This is a genomic window from Bacillus sp. BD48 (assembly GCF_046566805.1).
GTDB classification, from domain to species: Bacteria; Bacillota; Bacilli; order Bacillales; family Bacillaceae; genus Bacillus; species Bacillus safensis.
In genome coordinates this window covers 322,097-338,107 of the sequence record NZ_JANGFM010000004.1, presented here as the reverse complement: position 1 = coordinate 338,107, position 16,011 = coordinate 322,097, and the positions used below count along the sequence as shown (strand labels likewise).

Annotated in this window: 13 protein-coding genes and 1 riboswitch; of the genes, 3 read left to right on the top strand and 10 right to left on the bottom strand. The window is 41.2% G+C overall.

Annotation, left to right across the window (positions count from 1 at the left end):
* The first annotated feature begins 130 nt into the window (after positions 1-130).
* From ACLGGR_RS13940 to ACLGGR_RS13930, 3 genes are all read left to right on the top strand, one after another.
* A complete protein-coding gene (locus ACLGGR_RS13940; protein ID WP_142946655.1) occupies positions 131-1,408 on the top strand; it encodes an Nramp family divalent metal transporter in 1,278 nt (425 codons plus the stop codon).
* A 71-nt stretch (positions 1,409-1,479) separates the two neighbouring features.
* Entirely contained in the window at positions 1,480-2,049 is a 570-nt protein-coding gene (locus ACLGGR_RS13935) for a GNAT family N-acetyltransferase (protein WP_142946656.1), read from the top strand.
* A 98-nt stretch (positions 2,050-2,147) separates the two neighbouring features.
* On the top strand, positions 2,148-2,411 hold the full coding sequence (locus tag ACLGGR_RS13930; protein ID WP_142946657.1) for a response regulator: 264 nt from the start codon (positions 2,148-2,150) through the stop codon (positions 2,409-2,411).
* Between the two features lie 40 nt (positions 2,412-2,451).
* On the opposite strand, the gene ACLGGR_RS13925 is transcribed toward ACLGGR_RS13930, so the two are convergent.
* From ACLGGR_RS13925 to ACLGGR_RS13880, 10 genes are all read right to left on the bottom strand, one after another.
* Positions 2,452-2,676: a hypothetical protein gene (locus tag ACLGGR_RS13925; RefSeq protein WP_142946658.1), complete on the bottom strand. Its 225-nt coding sequence runs from the start codon at positions 2,674-2,676 to the stop codon at positions 2,452-2,454.
* A gap of 100 nt (positions 2,677-2,776) precedes the next feature.
* Positions 2,777-3,232, bottom strand: coding sequence for a hypothetical protein (locus tag ACLGGR_RS13920; protein ID WP_251216913.1), 456 nt, complete (start codon positions 3,230-3,232; stop codon positions 2,777-2,779).
* 16 nt (positions 3,233-3,248) lie between these two features.
* Positions 3,249-4,736 carry a ribonuclease YeeF family protein gene (locus ACLGGR_RS13915; RefSeq protein ID WP_410973291.1) on the bottom strand — a complete coding sequence of 496 codons (1,488 nt, stop codon included), beginning with the start codon at positions 4,734-4,736 and terminating at the stop codon, positions 3,249-3,251.
* A gap of 231 nt (positions 4,737-4,967) precedes the next feature.
* Positions 4,968-6,689 (bottom strand): pyruvate oxidase, encoded by a 1,722-nt coding sequence (locus ACLGGR_RS13910; RefSeq protein ID WP_251216911.1) that lies wholly within the window; start codon positions 6,687-6,689, stop codon positions 4,968-4,970.
* Between the two features lie 67 nt (positions 6,690-6,756).
* Entirely contained in the window at positions 6,757-8,583 is a 1,827-nt protein-coding gene (locus tag ACLGGR_RS13905; protein ID WP_410973290.1) for an APC family permease, read from the bottom strand.
* 112 nt (positions 8,584-8,695) lie between these two features.
* A riboswitch (cyclic di-AMP (ydaO/yuaA leader) is annotated at positions 8,696-8,840 on the bottom strand.
* 69 nt (positions 8,841-8,909) lie between these two features.
* The gene (locus ACLGGR_RS13900; protein WP_410973289.1) at positions 8,910-10,982 is read right to left on the bottom strand and encodes a cellulose biosynthesis cyclic di-GMP-binding regulatory protein BcsB; all 2,073 of its coding nucleotides are present in this window, start codon (positions 10,980-10,982) and stop codon (positions 8,910-8,912) included.
* Between the two features lie 4 nt (positions 10,983-10,986).
* Positions 10,987-12,210, bottom strand: a complete 1,224-nt coding sequence (locus ACLGGR_RS13895; RefSeq protein WP_175579069.1) for a glycosyltransferase family 2 protein — start codon at positions 12,208-12,210, stop codon at positions 10,987-10,989.
* Positions 12,211-12,247: 37 nt separating this feature from the next.
* Positions 12,248-13,960, bottom strand: a complete 1,713-nt coding sequence (locus tag ACLGGR_RS13890) for a DUF2334 domain-containing protein (protein WP_410973288.1) — start codon at positions 13,958-13,960, stop codon at positions 12,248-12,250.
* On the bottom strand, positions 13,950-14,801 hold the full coding sequence (locus tag ACLGGR_RS13885; protein ID WP_251216906.1) for a diguanylate cyclase domain-containing protein: 852 nt from the start codon (positions 14,799-14,801) through the stop codon (positions 13,950-13,952). The genes ACLGGR_RS13890 and ACLGGR_RS13885 overlap by 11 nt, the downstream gene beginning before the upstream one ends.
* A complete protein-coding gene (locus ACLGGR_RS13880) occupies positions 14,782-15,864 on the bottom strand; it encodes a glycosyl hydrolase family 8 (protein ID WP_410973287.1) in 1,083 nt (360 codons plus the stop codon). The genes ACLGGR_RS13885 and ACLGGR_RS13880 overlap by 20 nt, the downstream gene beginning before the upstream one ends.
* Positions 15,865-16,011 lie beyond the last annotated feature (147 nt).

Sequence of the window (16,011 nt, the reverse complement as noted above, 5' to 3'; positions counted from 1 at the left end):
ACATATGATAAACAAACCTATTAGTTCAGATAGTTGACTTTTCATGAAGATGGGCATATGATGATTAAAAATTGCATCAAGGAAACTTTTTGTGCCCAAGCAAAACTTTGTAGAATCTAGGTGATGACATATGACAAACAAATACATCGATGCACAGGCACATATGTCAGCGGCAGCTGAGCGTGCACTTGAAGGAAAGGTCAAAGGATTTAGAAGGCTTCTTCCTTTTCTAGGCCCTGCTTTTATCGCTGCCATTGCATATATTGATCCGGGAAATTTTGCCACCAACATTGCAGCTGGCTCCAAATATGGATATCTCCTCTTATGGGTCATTCTCATATCAAATCTCATGGCTTTGCTCATCCAATCCTTGTCGGCAAAGCTTGGAATAGCGACAGGTAAAAACTTACCTGAAATCGCACGTGAAGAGTTTCCAAAACCCGTCTCCATCGGTTTATGGATTCAGGGCGAACTCGTCATTATTGCCACAGATTTAGCCGAGTTTATCGGGGCTGCACTTGGTTTATACTTGCTTTTTCGGATCCCGCTGCTTGAAGCATCCATTATTGCAGCCATCGGATCATTTGCGATTTTAGAATTGCAAAGACGGGGATATCGCGCATTAGAAGCCGGCATCACCGGCATGCTGTTCGTTGTCGTGATCGCTTTCGCTGTGCAAACCTTTGTCGCCAAGCCTGATATGGCAAGTGTCGCAGGCGGGCTTTTCATTCCAAAATTTGATGGCGCAGATAGTGTACTGCTTGCAGCTGGAATTTTAGGTGCCACTGTGATGCCGCACGCGATCTATTTACATTCAGCTTTAACCCAAAGGAGAGTCGTCGGCAGAACGGAAAAGGAGAAAAAACAGATTTTCCGCTTTGAGTTTTTAGATATCCTTATTGCGATGCTAGTCGCTGGAGCCATCAATGCCAGTATGTTGATTGTGGCAGCCGCTTTATTTTATAAAAATGGTCTTTTTGTTGAAGATCTGGATGTTGCGTTCCAGCATTTTAACACACTCGCGGGTCCTGTATCAGCTATCTTATTTGGTGTAGGCCTGCTTGTAGCCGGACTATCAAGCTCTTCTGTCGGTACATTGTCAGGCGATATCATTATGCAGGGTTTTATTCAATACCGGATTCCGCTGTATGTCCGCCGGCTGATTACGATGATTCCCCCTATTGTGATCATTGCATCTGGGGTGAATCCGACATCCGCACTTGTGATGAGTCAGGTGGTCTTATCCTTTGGTATTGCCTTTGCTTTAATTCCGCTCATTTTATTTACAAGTAAAAAACGAATTATGGGCGAATTGACGAATGCCCGCTGGGTAACAGGAATATCTTGGGTGATAGCAGCTCTTGTTGTCGCACTCAATCTCTTTTTAATTGTAGATACGTTTATGTAAAAGACAGTAGTGATGCTGTCTTTTTCTTTTCATATGGTTATGGTAAAATTCCCCTGAGAGGATGTGGGCACATGTTTTTTTATCAGGATCAAGAGATAGCCATGCGGCTGCTTGAGCCAAGAGACGCAAGAAGTCTATATTTGCTCATCCAGCGGTCAAGAAAGCATTTACGTGAATGGATGCTTTGGGTGGATTCAACGAAAACAGAGGAAGACAGCATGGCGTTCATTCAAGGCGCAATGCAGCAAGCCTTGCAGAACAACGGTTTTCAAGCGGGCATCTGGTCACATGGAGAGCTTGTCGGGATCATCGGCACCCACCAAATTCATTGGATCGACAGGACTGTTTCAATTGGCTATTGGCTCGGAGAAGGCTATCAAGGAAAAGGCATCATGACAAAAGCGTGCAAAGCAGTCATTCGTTATTTATTTGAAGAATGTCGACTGCACCGCATTGAAATCAGGGCTGCTGTCGATAACCAAAAGAGCAGACGCATCGCAGAGCGATTATCCTTTTCGCTTGAGGGCATTTTGAGACAATGTGAATGGCTGGGAGACCGCTTTACGGATCATTGTGTATACGCCCTTTTGCAGCCTGAATATATGGAAGAAAAAACGCATTCTATGAATCAGCCTACTTAATTGTGTCGATTGCATGAATTATTTTACAAAGTGAAGCTTTGTAGTATCCGTTGCGATCAGCATCTGATAAAATAGAAGGAAAAATCGAGGTATGAAGTATGTCTCTTATTATTTTATTTTACTTATGGATTGTCCCATTATTATTTGGTATTTTCTTCTCATTCTTAACAAAGAAAGCCACCTACAAACGCCGCTTTGTCCCATCATATAGTATGGCAGGATTCAGCATCGTTTTTCTCATTCTGGCACTTGTCTTTTCAGCCAGCCATTTTCTATTCATTTGCGGTATGTTCCTATTTGCCACAACTCTTGTCGGCACAGGCATCCCTTTATTTTTAGCCTTTACAAAAACACCATCATAAACAAAAACCACCTTTTCGCAATGGAAAGGTGGTTTCTTTTTTATTGATTTGGCATTCTGTAAGTCACAGTGGTATTTTGATTGGCTTCAATTGTTTTCACAATGTCTTGAAGGATCTCTGATGCTCGATCATTTGAATCATACTTGCCGAGCGTCTTCACCCAAGTATCGCTTCCTGCGATCATCCCTTCAATCTTTTTGCCGGCTACTGTGATTTCGTGGACATGAACGAAACTTTGCTGGTTTTGTGTGAAAATCCATAGCATGGTTTTTTCTCCTTTTTTGTGGTGATTTGTTAGCTTTCAGGTGGTTAATGATATAAGATTTTTAAGATACATTTATACTCAACAACGTATCGAAATTCTCTTACTTATTAAGATTATGAATCAAATATTTCTCAATCTTTATATCGTTACCATAAACTTCAAAATAAGAAAAATCAAATGCTCTAATTTCAATTTCAGCTAAAGGGTGTTGGATTCCCTCATCTTCTTCCGTTTCTGGCATAGAATTCAAATCCCATTCAACCTGTAAACCTTTTTGAAACCCTATAAAGACACCTGATTCAAATTGAACAACTTGTCTTACACTATCTATTAATCTATCTGTTGACATTACACTCAAATCTTGACTTGGAAATAGCTCAAAAAGAGAAGAATGAGTTGAACCAAAAACATCAAATACATACCATTGATAATCCTGTTTAAATTCCTTTATACACAATAGTATCTTAGCAAGCTGATCGCCTAAGCAAGATAACTCATCATTAAAGTATTCCATGCCTCTTATTTTTAATAGAAACTCTGATTCTTTTACACCCATTCAAATCTCCTCCAAATTATTCTTTAAAACTCCATGATCCATCCTTAAAGACCGCAGGATGAGAGTGGGGATTGGTGTGATCACCTCTACCATGATTCGTCCAATCTGTTCTTTGTATCGGCTTACCATCTTTTCCCCATTCAAGGGTTTGAATGTACCCTCCTTTACGCCCTTTCCTATAACCAATTTGCGTATGAGGAAACTGTGAATCTGGTTTATGGACTGTTCCATTGACTAGCTTCCCATTCTCATATTTTGGCAGACTCGCATTTTTACCATTGATATCCTTTGGTATATATTGGGGTTTTTTGATTGAATCTACATTACTTTTAACTCCTTTTACCCCAAACGGCAAAAGCATCCCCAACGCCGAGTTCATACTCGCTTCCTGCTGTTCTTTCGAAATCTTGTTTCCAAACATGTCTCGGCCTGTGATCGCTTCGCTGAAGCCGTTGGTGGCGGCGAGACCATATAAGCCTTTTTGAGATGTTCTTAAGGCGTCAAAAGACTTTTGTGATGTCTTGTAAATGTCGACTGCTCTGACTGCGGCTGATGTGGCTTGGGTCGTTTTATAGACAGCTTTTCCGCCTTTGAAAATGCGCCCTGCCCAGCCGACGATTGGGATGTAACCTGCTGCTGCCATACCGCCTGCCGCGACTCGCTGGCCTGCGGTGAGTTCCTCGCCTGTAATTGGATCGACGCCTGTAGCAGCACGTTTGGCATCGTTCACTCCAGTCAGTTCATTCACGATGTTTCCACCATAATCGAGCGCTTTTTCATACCAAGAACGGTTGGCGAGGGCTTCTTGTTCTTTTGCGATCTCGCGGGCTTCTTCTTGTTCTTTTTTGATTTTGAGATATTCAGCAGTTTGCTTCTCAATATCGCTTTTCGCCTTGTAGATTTCGCTATTTTGATACGCTTTCTTATCAAAATTCATAGGCGAAATCGCTTTTCCGTCATTTGTCGCATTCATCATTTCAGCGTACAATGCCATTGTAGCTTGCTGCTCCGTCTCTGACAAAGCATATTCATCTTTTAAATTTTGATCAAGCTCTATTAAGTCTTTTACTGTCTTTTTTCGTTCATCTTCCGCATCTTCTATTTTTTCATCAAAGGTTTGACTATCAAATACCTCTAGAGAAATAAGGTCATCGATGTCTTGAAAAATGGATTTGAGTGCCTTTTTTTGATCCTTCACAATGCTTTTGGCATTCTTGATGCCCATATGTACTGCGTTCTCTAAAAAGTGTTCTTCTACAAATGTATCTCCGCCAAAGCTCGTATCATCCAGTGTCCCAGAAACACCTTCATGAAAGGCTTTTTGCTTATCAATGAAGCTGATAAACATGTGTACATTTCCGGCAAGCTCTTTATAAAAGCTTTTAATGTTATCTGCACCTTTTCCAGTGAAGTCATCACCGAGATTGGCCACACCTTGTAATGCCTTTTTTAAATTTACCATTTGTTCGCGGAGTTCCTGATAGTGTTTTGCCCTTGTGTCCATGGCACTGGTTAGTGCTTTTGAATCAAGTATCTTGCCCAGCAGAAGTCACTCCCTCCATTATTGATCATAAAGTCTATTTTACCTTTCTCATCGAATTGGAAAAATAGGCTTTAAGTTACAAAAATAAACTCCAGATGTTTTTAGAGGAAATAAAACAAGTGATAATTGAAATGTTTTTTCCTTTCATCAAAAAAAGTCAGTCCTCTTTTGAGAGAACCGACTACATTTTGTTTAGAAAAAGCGTTTTAAACTTTTCTTGAGTGGAGGGATATCCAACTCGCCTTTTTCAAAGAATTTTTTCAGTAAGTACTTACTAAAACCGGCTGCTTGTGTGTACGTAATTTTCCCAGGTAACGGCGGTTCATTGGTGACAGCAACATCAATAATGACGGGTTTATCAGATTGAAGGGCTGCACTAAAAGCTGGAGCTAGTTCTTCATGTGATGACACGGAGATTCCTTTGCCGCCGCATGCTTCCGCAAACTTAGCAAAATCAATATCTTCAAGCTCTATACCATAATTGATGTTTCCTTTTACCTGTTGTTCATATTCAATCATTCCAAGGTTGTTGTTGTTTAAGATCACAACAACGATCGGCAGTTTATATTTTACCGCTGTCACAAAGTCTTGCATGACCATTGTGAAGCCACCATCACCACAGACAGCAATTGCTTGACGATTCGGTTCATTTAACTTTGCAGAGATCGCTCCAGGCAACCCACAGCCCATTGTGGCAAGCCAGCTGGAGATGATGAAATCCTGCTGTTTCATTTCGAAATGGCGTGCCATCCATACGGTCACATTCCCTACATCAACAGAAAGAATGGCGTCGTCTTCGACTGCTTCTTCTAATCTAGCAATGACTTGCTGAGGTTTAAGCGGTGATGTGGCAACGGATTTTTCCTTATCCATTTCTTCTCGCCATTTCATCATATGCTCAGTACAAGCTTCAAGGAAACCACGCTGCTCTTTATATTCAATGTAAGAGGTCAGTTCATGCAAACCACTCTTGCTGTCACTCACGATTCCCACGTCTACCGGGTATCTTTTACCGATTTGATCTGGTTTAATATCCAGTTGAATGGCAGGTGTATCCTCTGGTAAGTAGTCTCTATATGGAAAGGAGGTTCCAAGCATAATTAAGAGATCACACTCTTCCATCGCTTCATATGCTGGCTTCGTTCCAATTTGACCTAGGTTTCCTAAAAAGTATGGATGCCTGTCTGGCACAACCCCTTTTGCAGGAAGTGTGATGACAATAGGTGCAGCAGCCTTTTCTGCAAACGACAGAAGCTCTTCTTTAGCATTTCTTAATCCTTTACCTGCTAAGATGACTGGCTTCTTCGCATTGTTAATCAGCTGTGCTGCTTTTAACAGTTGATCTTTCTTTGGCCGTACTTCTCCCTCAACATAAAGAGGAGATGTATAAACAGGCTTACGCTTAATTTTTTGAGAAAATAAGTCATCCGATACGGTGAGAACTGCCACACCTTTGTGGGTATAAGCTGCTTTAATGGCTTGATTCAATAAATCAGGCAGAGCTTCTGCTGTTTGTACCTGCTGATTAAAGACAGCGACGTCGTCAAACATCCGCTCTAATTTGATTTCTTGAAAGGCGTCTCTCCCTACTTCAGTCGACGCAACCTGCCCTGCAATTGCTAATACGGGTGCCCCATCTGCTTTTGCATCGTATAGTCCATTTAATAAGTGGACAGCACCCGGTCCAGCGATGGATAAGCAGACACCGAGCTTACCTGTTAGTTTGGCATCAGCCGCCGCTGAAAGTGCCGCCACTTCTTCATGTCTCGTTTGTATAAATTGTATTTGGCTTGATTCATGCCTAAGCTCTTCAATCAATTCGTTTATGCTGTCGCCGGGCATTCCATAAATATGTTTTACGCCCCACTCTTCCAGTAGCGCTGTTACTTCTTTTCCTGCGGTTCTTTGCGGCATGTGAGAAAACTCCTTTTTTCTTACTCCATACCACCGCACCCTTTTGATCAAACGTTTCAACTTGCTGCTACTTTTTAAAATGATATGGAAGAGTGGCGACCACTATATCTCGCTTCCATAATAGACGGAATCTTAATAAAAAGGCAGATTGGTTATGCAAGATCGTATGCCATCTTTTTTTCGGGATGAATTGAGGTACGAGCACCATCACTTTATATTGATGCGCATTTGCTTTTGCCTCAACGGTTTCAAGAAATTTATCAAGCGGGTGTATGAGGCTTCTATAGGACGAATGAAGCAACACAAGTCGTACACCGCTATTAAGTTTTTCCCAATCCTCTTCAATTTTCTTATCCTTTTCTTTATCAAAGGATACATGAACCGCTATGACTTGATCTGACAAAGACTTTGCATATTGAATAGATTGTTCGACAACACGCGTCACACCCGCTATTGGCACGATGACCACATTTCCTTTAATCTCAACAGGCTCTGTTTCATTCATTAAACGCAGTTGTTCTCCAACAGACAGATAATGTTTTTTAATGGAATGAAAGATCAATAGCACAATAGGCATGAAAACAAATACTGGCCATACAAGATGGAACTTGGTCAAAATGAGAATCATGAGAACCGTGAACGAAATTAGCGCTCCGACAATATTGATAGGCATTTTCGTTTTCCAGCCCTGCGGTTTTTCACGAATCCATTTCACACACATGCCGGTCTGTGACAAGGTAAATGGAATAAATACACCGACAGCATATAGCGGGATGAGGTGTTCCGTTTTCCCATCAAACAACCAAATGAGCAGCATGGAAGCTACACCTAAAAAGATAATGCCATTAGAATAACCGAGTCGATCCCCTCTTACTGTAAACATGCGCGGCATATATTTATCCTTTGCTAAGTTGACCGCCAATAAAGGAAAGGCGGAAAAGCCGGTGTTTGCCGCTAATATCAAGATTAAAGCTGTGACAGCTTGAATGACATAATAGAAAAATGTACGTCCAAATGTATCTGATGCAATTTGTGATACAACCGTTTCTTCTGGCTTTGGTGAGATGCCAAAACCAAACGCAAGCAATGTCACGCCAACAAATAATACGGCTAGTAATCCACCCATCATCAATAATGTTCTCGCTGCATTTTGCGCAGCTGGTTTTTTAAAGGATGGAATGGTATTTGAAATGGCTTCTACCCCAGTCAGTGCAGAACAGCCAGACGAAAATGCTTTTAATAAAAGAAACAATGTAATGCCAGGTACATGCGTGCCTATCGCTGTATGCTCAGGTGCTGGAGGAACGCCTCCTGTTAATAATTTAAAACCGCCGACTCCAATTAATATAAGGAGTGATATGACAAACAAGTATACGGGATAAGCCAAAATAGATGCCGATTCTGTCAAACCACGAAGGTTAAGCACCATGATCAAAATGACCAATACAATTGAAATCAGCACATGATATGGATATAGTGCCGGAAAAGCCGATGTGATGGCATCGGTACCCGCTGATATGCTCACTGCTACAGTCAAAATATAATCTACAAGCAATGATCCGCCTGCGATCAGTCCTGGTTTTTCACCTAAGTTTCTGCTAGAGACGATATAGGCTCCGCCGCCTTCTGGATAAGCATAAATAATCTGGCGGTAAGATAGAATTAACGCCATTAAAAGAATTAATACACAACCTGCAATCGGGAGTGAGTACCAAAATGCTGCTGCACTAACGACTGAAAGAACAATCAAGATTTGTTCTGTACCGTATGCAACGGATGACAATGCGTCTGATGACAATAATGCCAACGCTTTGATTTTTGATAGTTTTTGTTCTCCTGCTGCCTGTGATTTTAATGGTTTCCCAATTAAAATACGCTTCATCAAACTGTACATGTGATGCCCGCTCCTTTAGTGTCAAACGAATTATGTTACAAAAGATGGATCGCCAAAAAGACACAGAGGCAATAGAATGCCCCTGCGTCTATTATTTAGATCACAGGTTGGTCTTTGCTCTCTTTAACGCTTACGAGGTTAGCTGACGGATTCGGGCGCATGAGACTTTGCCCTACCTAAAAAGGATTCACCCCATGTAGTGCTTTACACTACTAATGGTTCCCCCGCTCATCGAAATGATTCAGCGATTGGTCTTTTATAAAAGAGATCATACTCCCGTTTGACACCAAAGTAAAGACATTTTTTCAAGGTCTTTTGATCGTTTATCAATCAGTCTTTTTGCGGTTTTTTCGTACGAAATAAATAATCATCACGACCACAAAAATAATCAGCACAGCGATACATGCAAAGTAAATCCAAGTATCTCCGATGCCTTGCTTTTCACCTTTTTTGAGATCATTTGTTGTGCTGCTGACCGTTAGATGATTAGAGAACATGTCTTTGTTTTTGCTCTCGATTGCAACTGTTGCCGTTTCCGTATTTGTTTGCAGGAAATGAATCACTTCATGTGAAAGATCAGCATCAGCTGCATTCATTCCTGAAAAGACGGTCATTGTTTGTTCTTTATTCCATACAGATGGCTGCGTCCATACAATACGAGCAGTCGTTTCGTTGATCATGCCAAAGGAGGATACATCATACTGATCCTTTTTCGCAGGAACGATGAGATCGTCTGCCTTTTCTTTTAAAAGAGAGAACGTATGAATGCCCCCGATGAAAATAAGAGAGTGATTTTCCAATTGATCATTTGTCACTTTTGATGCTTTGATCAACTGATATTGAGTAGCTTCCGGCTGACTAAATGATTCTGTCAGCATCGCCATTTGATTGATCGTTTCTTGCTTGATTTGGTCTGGCATGATGATCATTGTTTTTGATGTAAAAGGAAGCGGCCATACGGCTAAATCCGGTGTATCACTAGTCGTCCCTTCTGGTATTTGAAGAGAGCTGTTCTTATCAATGTAAATCCAGTCTTCTTCATCCGTATGTCTGCAGGCTTCCATGTTTTTAAAGCCTGTAGTGACAAATTGCAAATCAATATATTCGTTCTTTTGGAGTACTTGTGAATCTACTGGAATTGACACATGATAGAATCCATTCTCATCTTTGTTTCCTAGTTTTGTTAGCGGTACGTCGTGCGGTTCGTTATTGATCATGACTGTTAAGCGTTCCGCTTTGTTCGCTGTATCAGATTTTTTAAATGATAGATTTAGTTTTGCTCCTGATTTTTGATTAGCGATCAATGCCTTCGGATAATAGTAATGATCAGATGCCGTCTTTTTGGTTCCAACCGTGACATCATCACTACCAAAATCTTTTAAACGAATTTGATGAGATGGTTTTGATGCTTTAGCAGTAACCTTTTGAAGGAGTAAATCTGTCCCAGTGAGCTGACCTGTCAGTTCTGGTTGAGTCAGGACATTGATTTTTTCAGCAATTGTTTTTGGCTGTTCAGCAGTGACAAATAAAATGGGCTGTTCTTTTTTCTTTCCTGTCAAGGTTCTCACCGCTAATGTGAGTTGATTGTTTGCTGTTTTCATCTTCGCAGCTTTCTCGATCGATTTCACTCGACCATCCCAGTTTCCTTTTGCTCCTACAGCAATGGTTGGATGAGCGATTTGCTTGAGGTCCTTTTCTTGGACGATTTTGAGGTCTGCTTGGCGGTCTTTGTTTTTCAACGTCCGGTATACTTTCATAGCCGCTTCTAATTCAGCTGCTTCCGGTGAATTTGGAATTACAATATCTGTTTGTTCTTTCTGATCACCTGTTTGAATGAAAGGCGAAGGGAAGCTGTCTAACGTCACGTCTTTTGTTTGAGTTCCTTTGAAAGCCAGCTCACTTTCAGGATATACTTTCAGCCAATTGGCAGGTGTCTCTTGGTTGATACACACACCTTCTTTTAACACGCCATAAAATGCGAGCTGAACCCTATGAGATCCTTTTTTCAATTGCGCTTTGTTCAATTTGATTTGAATTGATTTCTTTTGGTTTTTCCCTGATACGGGAATGGTCTTTTCAATCTCTCCATCAATCATGACTGTGAACGAAGATGGCGAAATGAGTAATGGTGAAGCCTCTATATTCAATGTAAGGGTGCTAGACTCTACTTTTTCTTTTTCTATTTGATAGGAAAATTCAGTGCGGTCTTCTTGTCCATACAAGGTCACTACATCTTCTGATAAATGCTGCGTTTCTGTTTGACTTCCTTTAGAAGAGCGAATCCAGTCATCTTTCACTTGTACTCGATTTGATTGCGCCATTGCTTGACCCGCCATGAAAAAAGGCTGAATGGCAAGGGATATCATCAATATAAAAATCATCCATTTTACCGATTTCAATTTGTCACCCGCTTTTCTTTTGTTGTTGATCGTAGCGTTCGGTTTTGTACCATTTCACTTCTTGTTTGAATAAACGGCTCTTTGCCTCTACACATAAGGAGTACACGACTAGCGCAATCCATACTTGAGAATAAGTGAAGTACATGAGTGCCACAATGAGTATATTTTGTTTGGTGAGCTCTGTTTTCTCAATGCTTAATGTAATCATCACTTCTGTTAGAAAGAGGAAGAAGGCCAATCCCCACAGGATCAGTGCAACAGCCCCTACAGATAAGTGAAGGTCAACAAATAGGTTCACGATAAAGATGCCATTTGAGAGCAGGACACCGAAGAAAAATAAGAAATACGTAAAGAAGAAATAAAACAAATCAAAAATCATTCGTTTTCGTTTCAGCTTCATAAACTGCTTTAAAAATTTGAGGACAACATATTGATTGCCTCGAGCCCAGCGCGTTCTTTGCCGCCACCAGACCTTCCACGTCTCAGGCTCTTGTTCCCATGTGATCGCAGCCGGGAAAAATCGAATGACATAGCCAAGGTTATAGACACGGATCGTTAATTCGGTGTCCTCAGCCAACGCGTGAACATCCCAGCCGCCAAGCTCTTCTAAAATGTGACGGCGGATGGCGAAGTTGGTGCCCGGTATTGTCGCAATGCCAAACCACTTCCATCTTCCGCCCTGCGCCATCCATTGGAAGCAGATGGTCTCAATATTAATAAATTTGGTCAGCAGATTTTTGGCTGCATTGATGACCCTGAATTTCCCAACAACAGCGCCTGCCTTCGGGTCATTCAATAAACCAAGAACCAAATGATAGACGGCCTTTTGTTCAGGCATGTTATCTGCATCGTATACGCAGATGACTTCTCCTGTTGAAGCCTTTAAGCCTTCGTTCAGTGCAGTGGATTTTCCCTTTCCTGCAAATGGCGGCTTCGTTTCAATCATATGGACATGATCATATTGTTCACTGAATGATTGCACGATGTCCCCTGTGCCATCGGAGGAATTGTCATTAATCACAATGATTTCAAGGAGATGCTTAGGATAGGATAGCTGGACCATTGCTTTTAGCGTTTGCCGGATGACAACTTCTTCATTATGAGCAGGAATCAGAATGCTGACGGTCGGCAGTTCCTTCCCTTGTTTCGTCCATTCAGGCAGCACTTTTTCGTAGGTCAGGTAGTGCTGAAAGCCGCCCTGCATGAGAAACATATGGTATAGGAGCATGATCCAAATCAGTATTAATGAAAGATAAAATAAGATATCAGCCACCTAATTTTCTCTCCTTAAAAATTCGTTTTTTCATTGTCAGTCTTAAATACAATGTGTAAAAGGCAAATGCCGCAATAAACAGCATTACCACGACTGTTAGAATTCGCAGCATATTTTCCATACCGCTTCGTTTGACTGTTGTGGTTTCCGCTCTATTGAATTGTTCTACTTGAATATGTCCATTCCCTAATGTTTTGATCTGTACATGTGATGTTTGGACTGTTTGTTTTGTTCTCTTTAAATCCAGCCATTCACTAGAAGGAATTGCATCCATCATCGTCATCAGATTCTGCAGTCCAGCTATTCCCGATTCCACATCATAGGAAAGCCCGATTGCGGCTGATTGAAGATGCTGGATGGATTGAATTTTCTGTTCTGTTAAAACATTTGAACCTTCTTCGTCAGATGCTGCCTCCACTGGTTGCTGAGGATATAAGGTCATGCCATGAAGCATGGCGGGTTTCGTCACGAGTGGCGGAGCACCGGCCGTTTTCCAAGTATGGTCCGACAGCTGTACCTGTCCAAACAGACTGGACACATGCCTTGATATCACTTCATAACCTTGTTGAGATATGGCATCATGCGGCACCTCGAATGCCAGTGGATATAGACCTTGCTGCGCAAGAAGCTCAATGCCTTTTGTCAGTTTTTCTTCTGTATAGATGATTTCTTGCTGTTGATTCGATCTCGTATATGCATGGAAATCTTTTTCATTTGAAAAATGGCTTTCACTTTGCTTCTTCTCGGCTTTTTTCGGGTCATTTGACGTAATGGATTGATCATTCTTTGCATCCCAGAACTCAAAGTCCTTACCAGAATCCTCCGTTCGATACGTACGGCTAAATCCATGAAGAATGATGCTGGCTCCATCGCTTTGCAATTGTTTTAACACTTTTACAAGCTTCGGGCGGTCACTCAGTGTCACTTCATCACCTGTTGTTCGATCCACCCAAACAGGGGTTACCGCTATCAGAAACGGAACATGCCGAGTAGACGCGTATTGGCCAAGCTCAAGCAGCTTCTTCTCGGCAGTGACAGGACTGATGTTCCCAAGCTTTAAATACTTTGTGGTCAGCTGATCAGAAGTAGGCAGGTGTTTTTCTAGCACTTCTGCAAGAAGCTCGTTGTGCTGCACAACATCTAAGATTCCGATATAGGCCGCACCTTCTTTCGTTTGAACCACAAATGGAAGATCAGCATCATGCTTCTTCAAGAGAAATTCACTTTGTAAGTCTGCCCCTTGAACCGTTAACGCACTGATCTTTTTCTCTAGCTGACGGTAAGCTTGATCATCTGTATATTTGATTTGACTCGTGTGATCTTGTTTCTGAAAAGTAAGCGCGGAAAATGGGCGAAGCTGGTCCGCATTGTATCCAATGGCTATTATTTTCTGTGCTTCGTTTATCACACGAATTGTCTGTTTTGGTAAGGTTCTCTTTATTTCCCCTAGGTAGATGACTTGCTGAAATTCACTGATCCTCTTTTCAGCCAAATGTTCATCAGATACAATCGTCGTCTGTTTAGAAAAATGTCCGGCGAGTAGATCCAGCATATGCACAGCTGGAGTCGCTTCCCCCGATTCTGTCGAATAAACGATGAGGGTATTTGGCTTGTCAAGAGCGTCGGCTGGAGCCATGTATTGAAACGAAAGAATTAAAAAAAGAGCGATCATCAAACAGCATTTCATTAAAGAATTAAAGTTCATTCATCATCATCTCTTTTTCTAGTTCTTCTAAAAATTGCTCTGGCGTACGATAATCCGAACTGCTTGTTAAATGACAGACATGAAATGTCAAGGTGACTTCACGACCGTTTAACAGCACATGCTTTTGCAATTTATCCTTTAGCTTCTCAAGGACGACAGAGACATTCTCTTCTGGTGTGTGAGTAAGCAGCAGGCCTATTCGTTCTTCAGTTATTCGAAATTTCTTATCGGTTTCTCTGACACTTTCGCGGATCTTGATACTTAATTGCTGAAATAGGTGTTTCATTTCTTTTTCTCCATATAACGATTTGAATTCCGCTGCATAATGGATGTGAAGAAGAATAAAAACGAATGGCTGTTTGTAGCGCTCTGCCCGTTTCATTTCCTCGGACAGTTCCAGCCTCATCCGCTCTGCATTGTCAAACCCTGTTGTCGAGTCAATCGCCACAAATTGTTTCATAGCCTGCTTTTGTTGTTCAATGGTGTGACGCATCGTCTTAATCCGCTCATGCAAGCTTCCTGCTGAAATCGCGAAAAAGAGAAGGGCTGCGCCCCAAATCACCACATCTTGCAATGTTTGATTGGAAAAGAAGGGGGTTGTGTGGCCAAGCTCTGTAAAGAACATAGCGCTTCCTATAAAGAACAACATCAGCAAGGTAAAAATTAATGCTGGTAAGATGCCAAATAAAATCCCGCATCCTAACACGGCAAAAGTCAGTGTGATCATCATAAAGCTCTCCGCATCCTGTACGCTGAGGTAGCCCATAAACAAAATAAGACCTGCAAACGTGAGGAGCAGAGAATAGTACAAACGATACGTATTACTGAATAACCGATTCATTAAAAAGCTCCCTTTCTGCAATTAGAGGCAATAAATTATCAAATGAATGTGTGTCTTTTTCGTTCATGTATCCTCCGTAATAATCTGTGAGAGGATCTTGAATTTGTAATTCTTTCATGCGGTCATACACATCTTTTGCGAATTCCGGTTCGTTTCGTTTAAGAGCATACAAGATGACCAGTGCATATACAGAAGGCGATTCATATGTCACTGCTGGCTGCAATGTGCTCAGTTTATATCTACCGTACAATTTTCCTTCTTTTGTAAAAGTCGTTTTAAGCCATTTCATGATTGCGGACGTATTCACTTTTGCACGATCGGCATGTTGAGCCGTATAGAGTTGATCAATCATATTGATTTCTCGATCAAATGAATAGGCTTTTTTCTTTATGTCATAGGATTTAGGAAAGAATCCTTTTTTTCTCGGTGCTTGTTTTAGAATGGACAACTGGTTACTCGTCATTTGTTTCGTGAATATTTTGAGGGATTCCAATTCTTTGATTGCTTTTGGGTCTATATATGAGAGTGTGATTGTGTGTGAAGTTCGATTTGTTGATGCATCATAATAATCGGACAAGATGCCTCTATACATATTCTTGTCTTTTAACGCTTGTGCGATTTCTTTTGCTGTGGTTTGATATGCTGAATTCTTCCATAAACGATCTGCCTTTTGAAGTGCCGCCACTACCCGTAAATCATCAACTAAGGCATTGGCCTTACTTTTTTGATCAGATTCGATTTGCCAGCTGAGAAGATGATGGTCTAGTAAAAATTGATCTTGCAGGACACCAAATTGTTGGTCAAACGAATTTTGATCTTTTTTTCGAACAAGATAATCCATCCAAAGTCCAAGTGATTCAGATAAGTAGATGTGCTGCTCTGCAAATGAGGTGCGAATCATGCCTTGATCTGTCATTAAGTAGTGAGTGATAAAATATTCTCCAGGCAATACAGGCTGTGGTGATGCTGGATAAGTTGATTCCTTCTGCTGTTTCCAGGTACATCCGCCTAGTAGAATGACAATGAGTAAAACAATAGCCATGCGATGTATGGGTGTATCCATTCGTGTCCCCTTTCAACTCCCGTTCTCTTAGCATCCAACGATTTATTATAGAGTGTTTCTGTTTAAATTTAAATAAATATTTTATACCAAATTACGAGTCTTTTCGCATAGGCATTCCCATTTTCAGAAAAACAATATGCCGATATA

Bases quoted from the DNA above. Each gene is read 5' to 3' on its own strand.
- ACLGGR_RS13940 (WP_142946655.1), top strand. From the start codon at position 131: ATGACAAACAAATACATCGATGCACAGGCACATATGTCAGCGGCAGCT.
- ACLGGR_RS13935 (WP_142946656.1), top strand. From the start codon at position 1,480: ATGTTTTTTTATCAGGATCAAGAGATAGCCATGCGGCTGCTTGAGCCA.
- ACLGGR_RS13930 (WP_142946657.1), top strand. From the start codon at position 2,148: ATGTCTCTTATTATTTTATTTTACTTATGGATTGTCCCATTATTATTT.
- ACLGGR_RS13925 (WP_142946658.1), bottom strand. From the start codon at position 2,676: ATGCTATGGATTTTCACACAAAACCAGCAAAGTTTCGTTCATGTCCAC.
- ACLGGR_RS13920 (WP_251216913.1), bottom strand. From the start codon at position 3,232: ATGGGTGTAAAAGAATCAGAGTTTCTATTAAAAATAAGAGGCATGGAA.
- ACLGGR_RS13915 (WP_410973291.1), bottom strand. From the start codon at position 4,736: ATGGACACAAGGGCAAAACACTATCAGGAACTCCGCGAACAAATGGTA.
- ACLGGR_RS13910 (WP_251216911.1), bottom strand. From the start codon at position 6,689: ATGCCGCAAAGAACCGCAGGAAAAGAAGTAACAGCGCTACTGGAAGAG.
- ACLGGR_RS13905 (WP_410973290.1), bottom strand. From the start codon at position 8,583: ATGTACAGTTTGATGAAGCGTATTTTAATTGGGAAACCATTAAAATCA.
- ACLGGR_RS13895 (WP_175579069.1), bottom strand. From the start codon at position 12,210: ATGCTCCTATACCATATGTTTCTCATGCAGGGCGGCTTTCAGCACTAC.
- ACLGGR_RS13890 (WP_410973288.1), bottom strand. From the start codon at position 13,960: ATGAACTTTAATTCTTTAATGAAATGCTGTTTGATGATCGCTCTTTTT.
- ACLGGR_RS13885 (WP_251216906.1), bottom strand. From the start codon at position 14,801: ATGAATCGGTTATTCAGTAATACGTATCGTTTGTACTATTCTCTGCTC.
- ACLGGR_RS13880 (WP_410973287.1), bottom strand. From the start codon at position 15,864: ATGGATACACCCATACATCGCATGGCTATTGTTTTACTCATTGTCATT.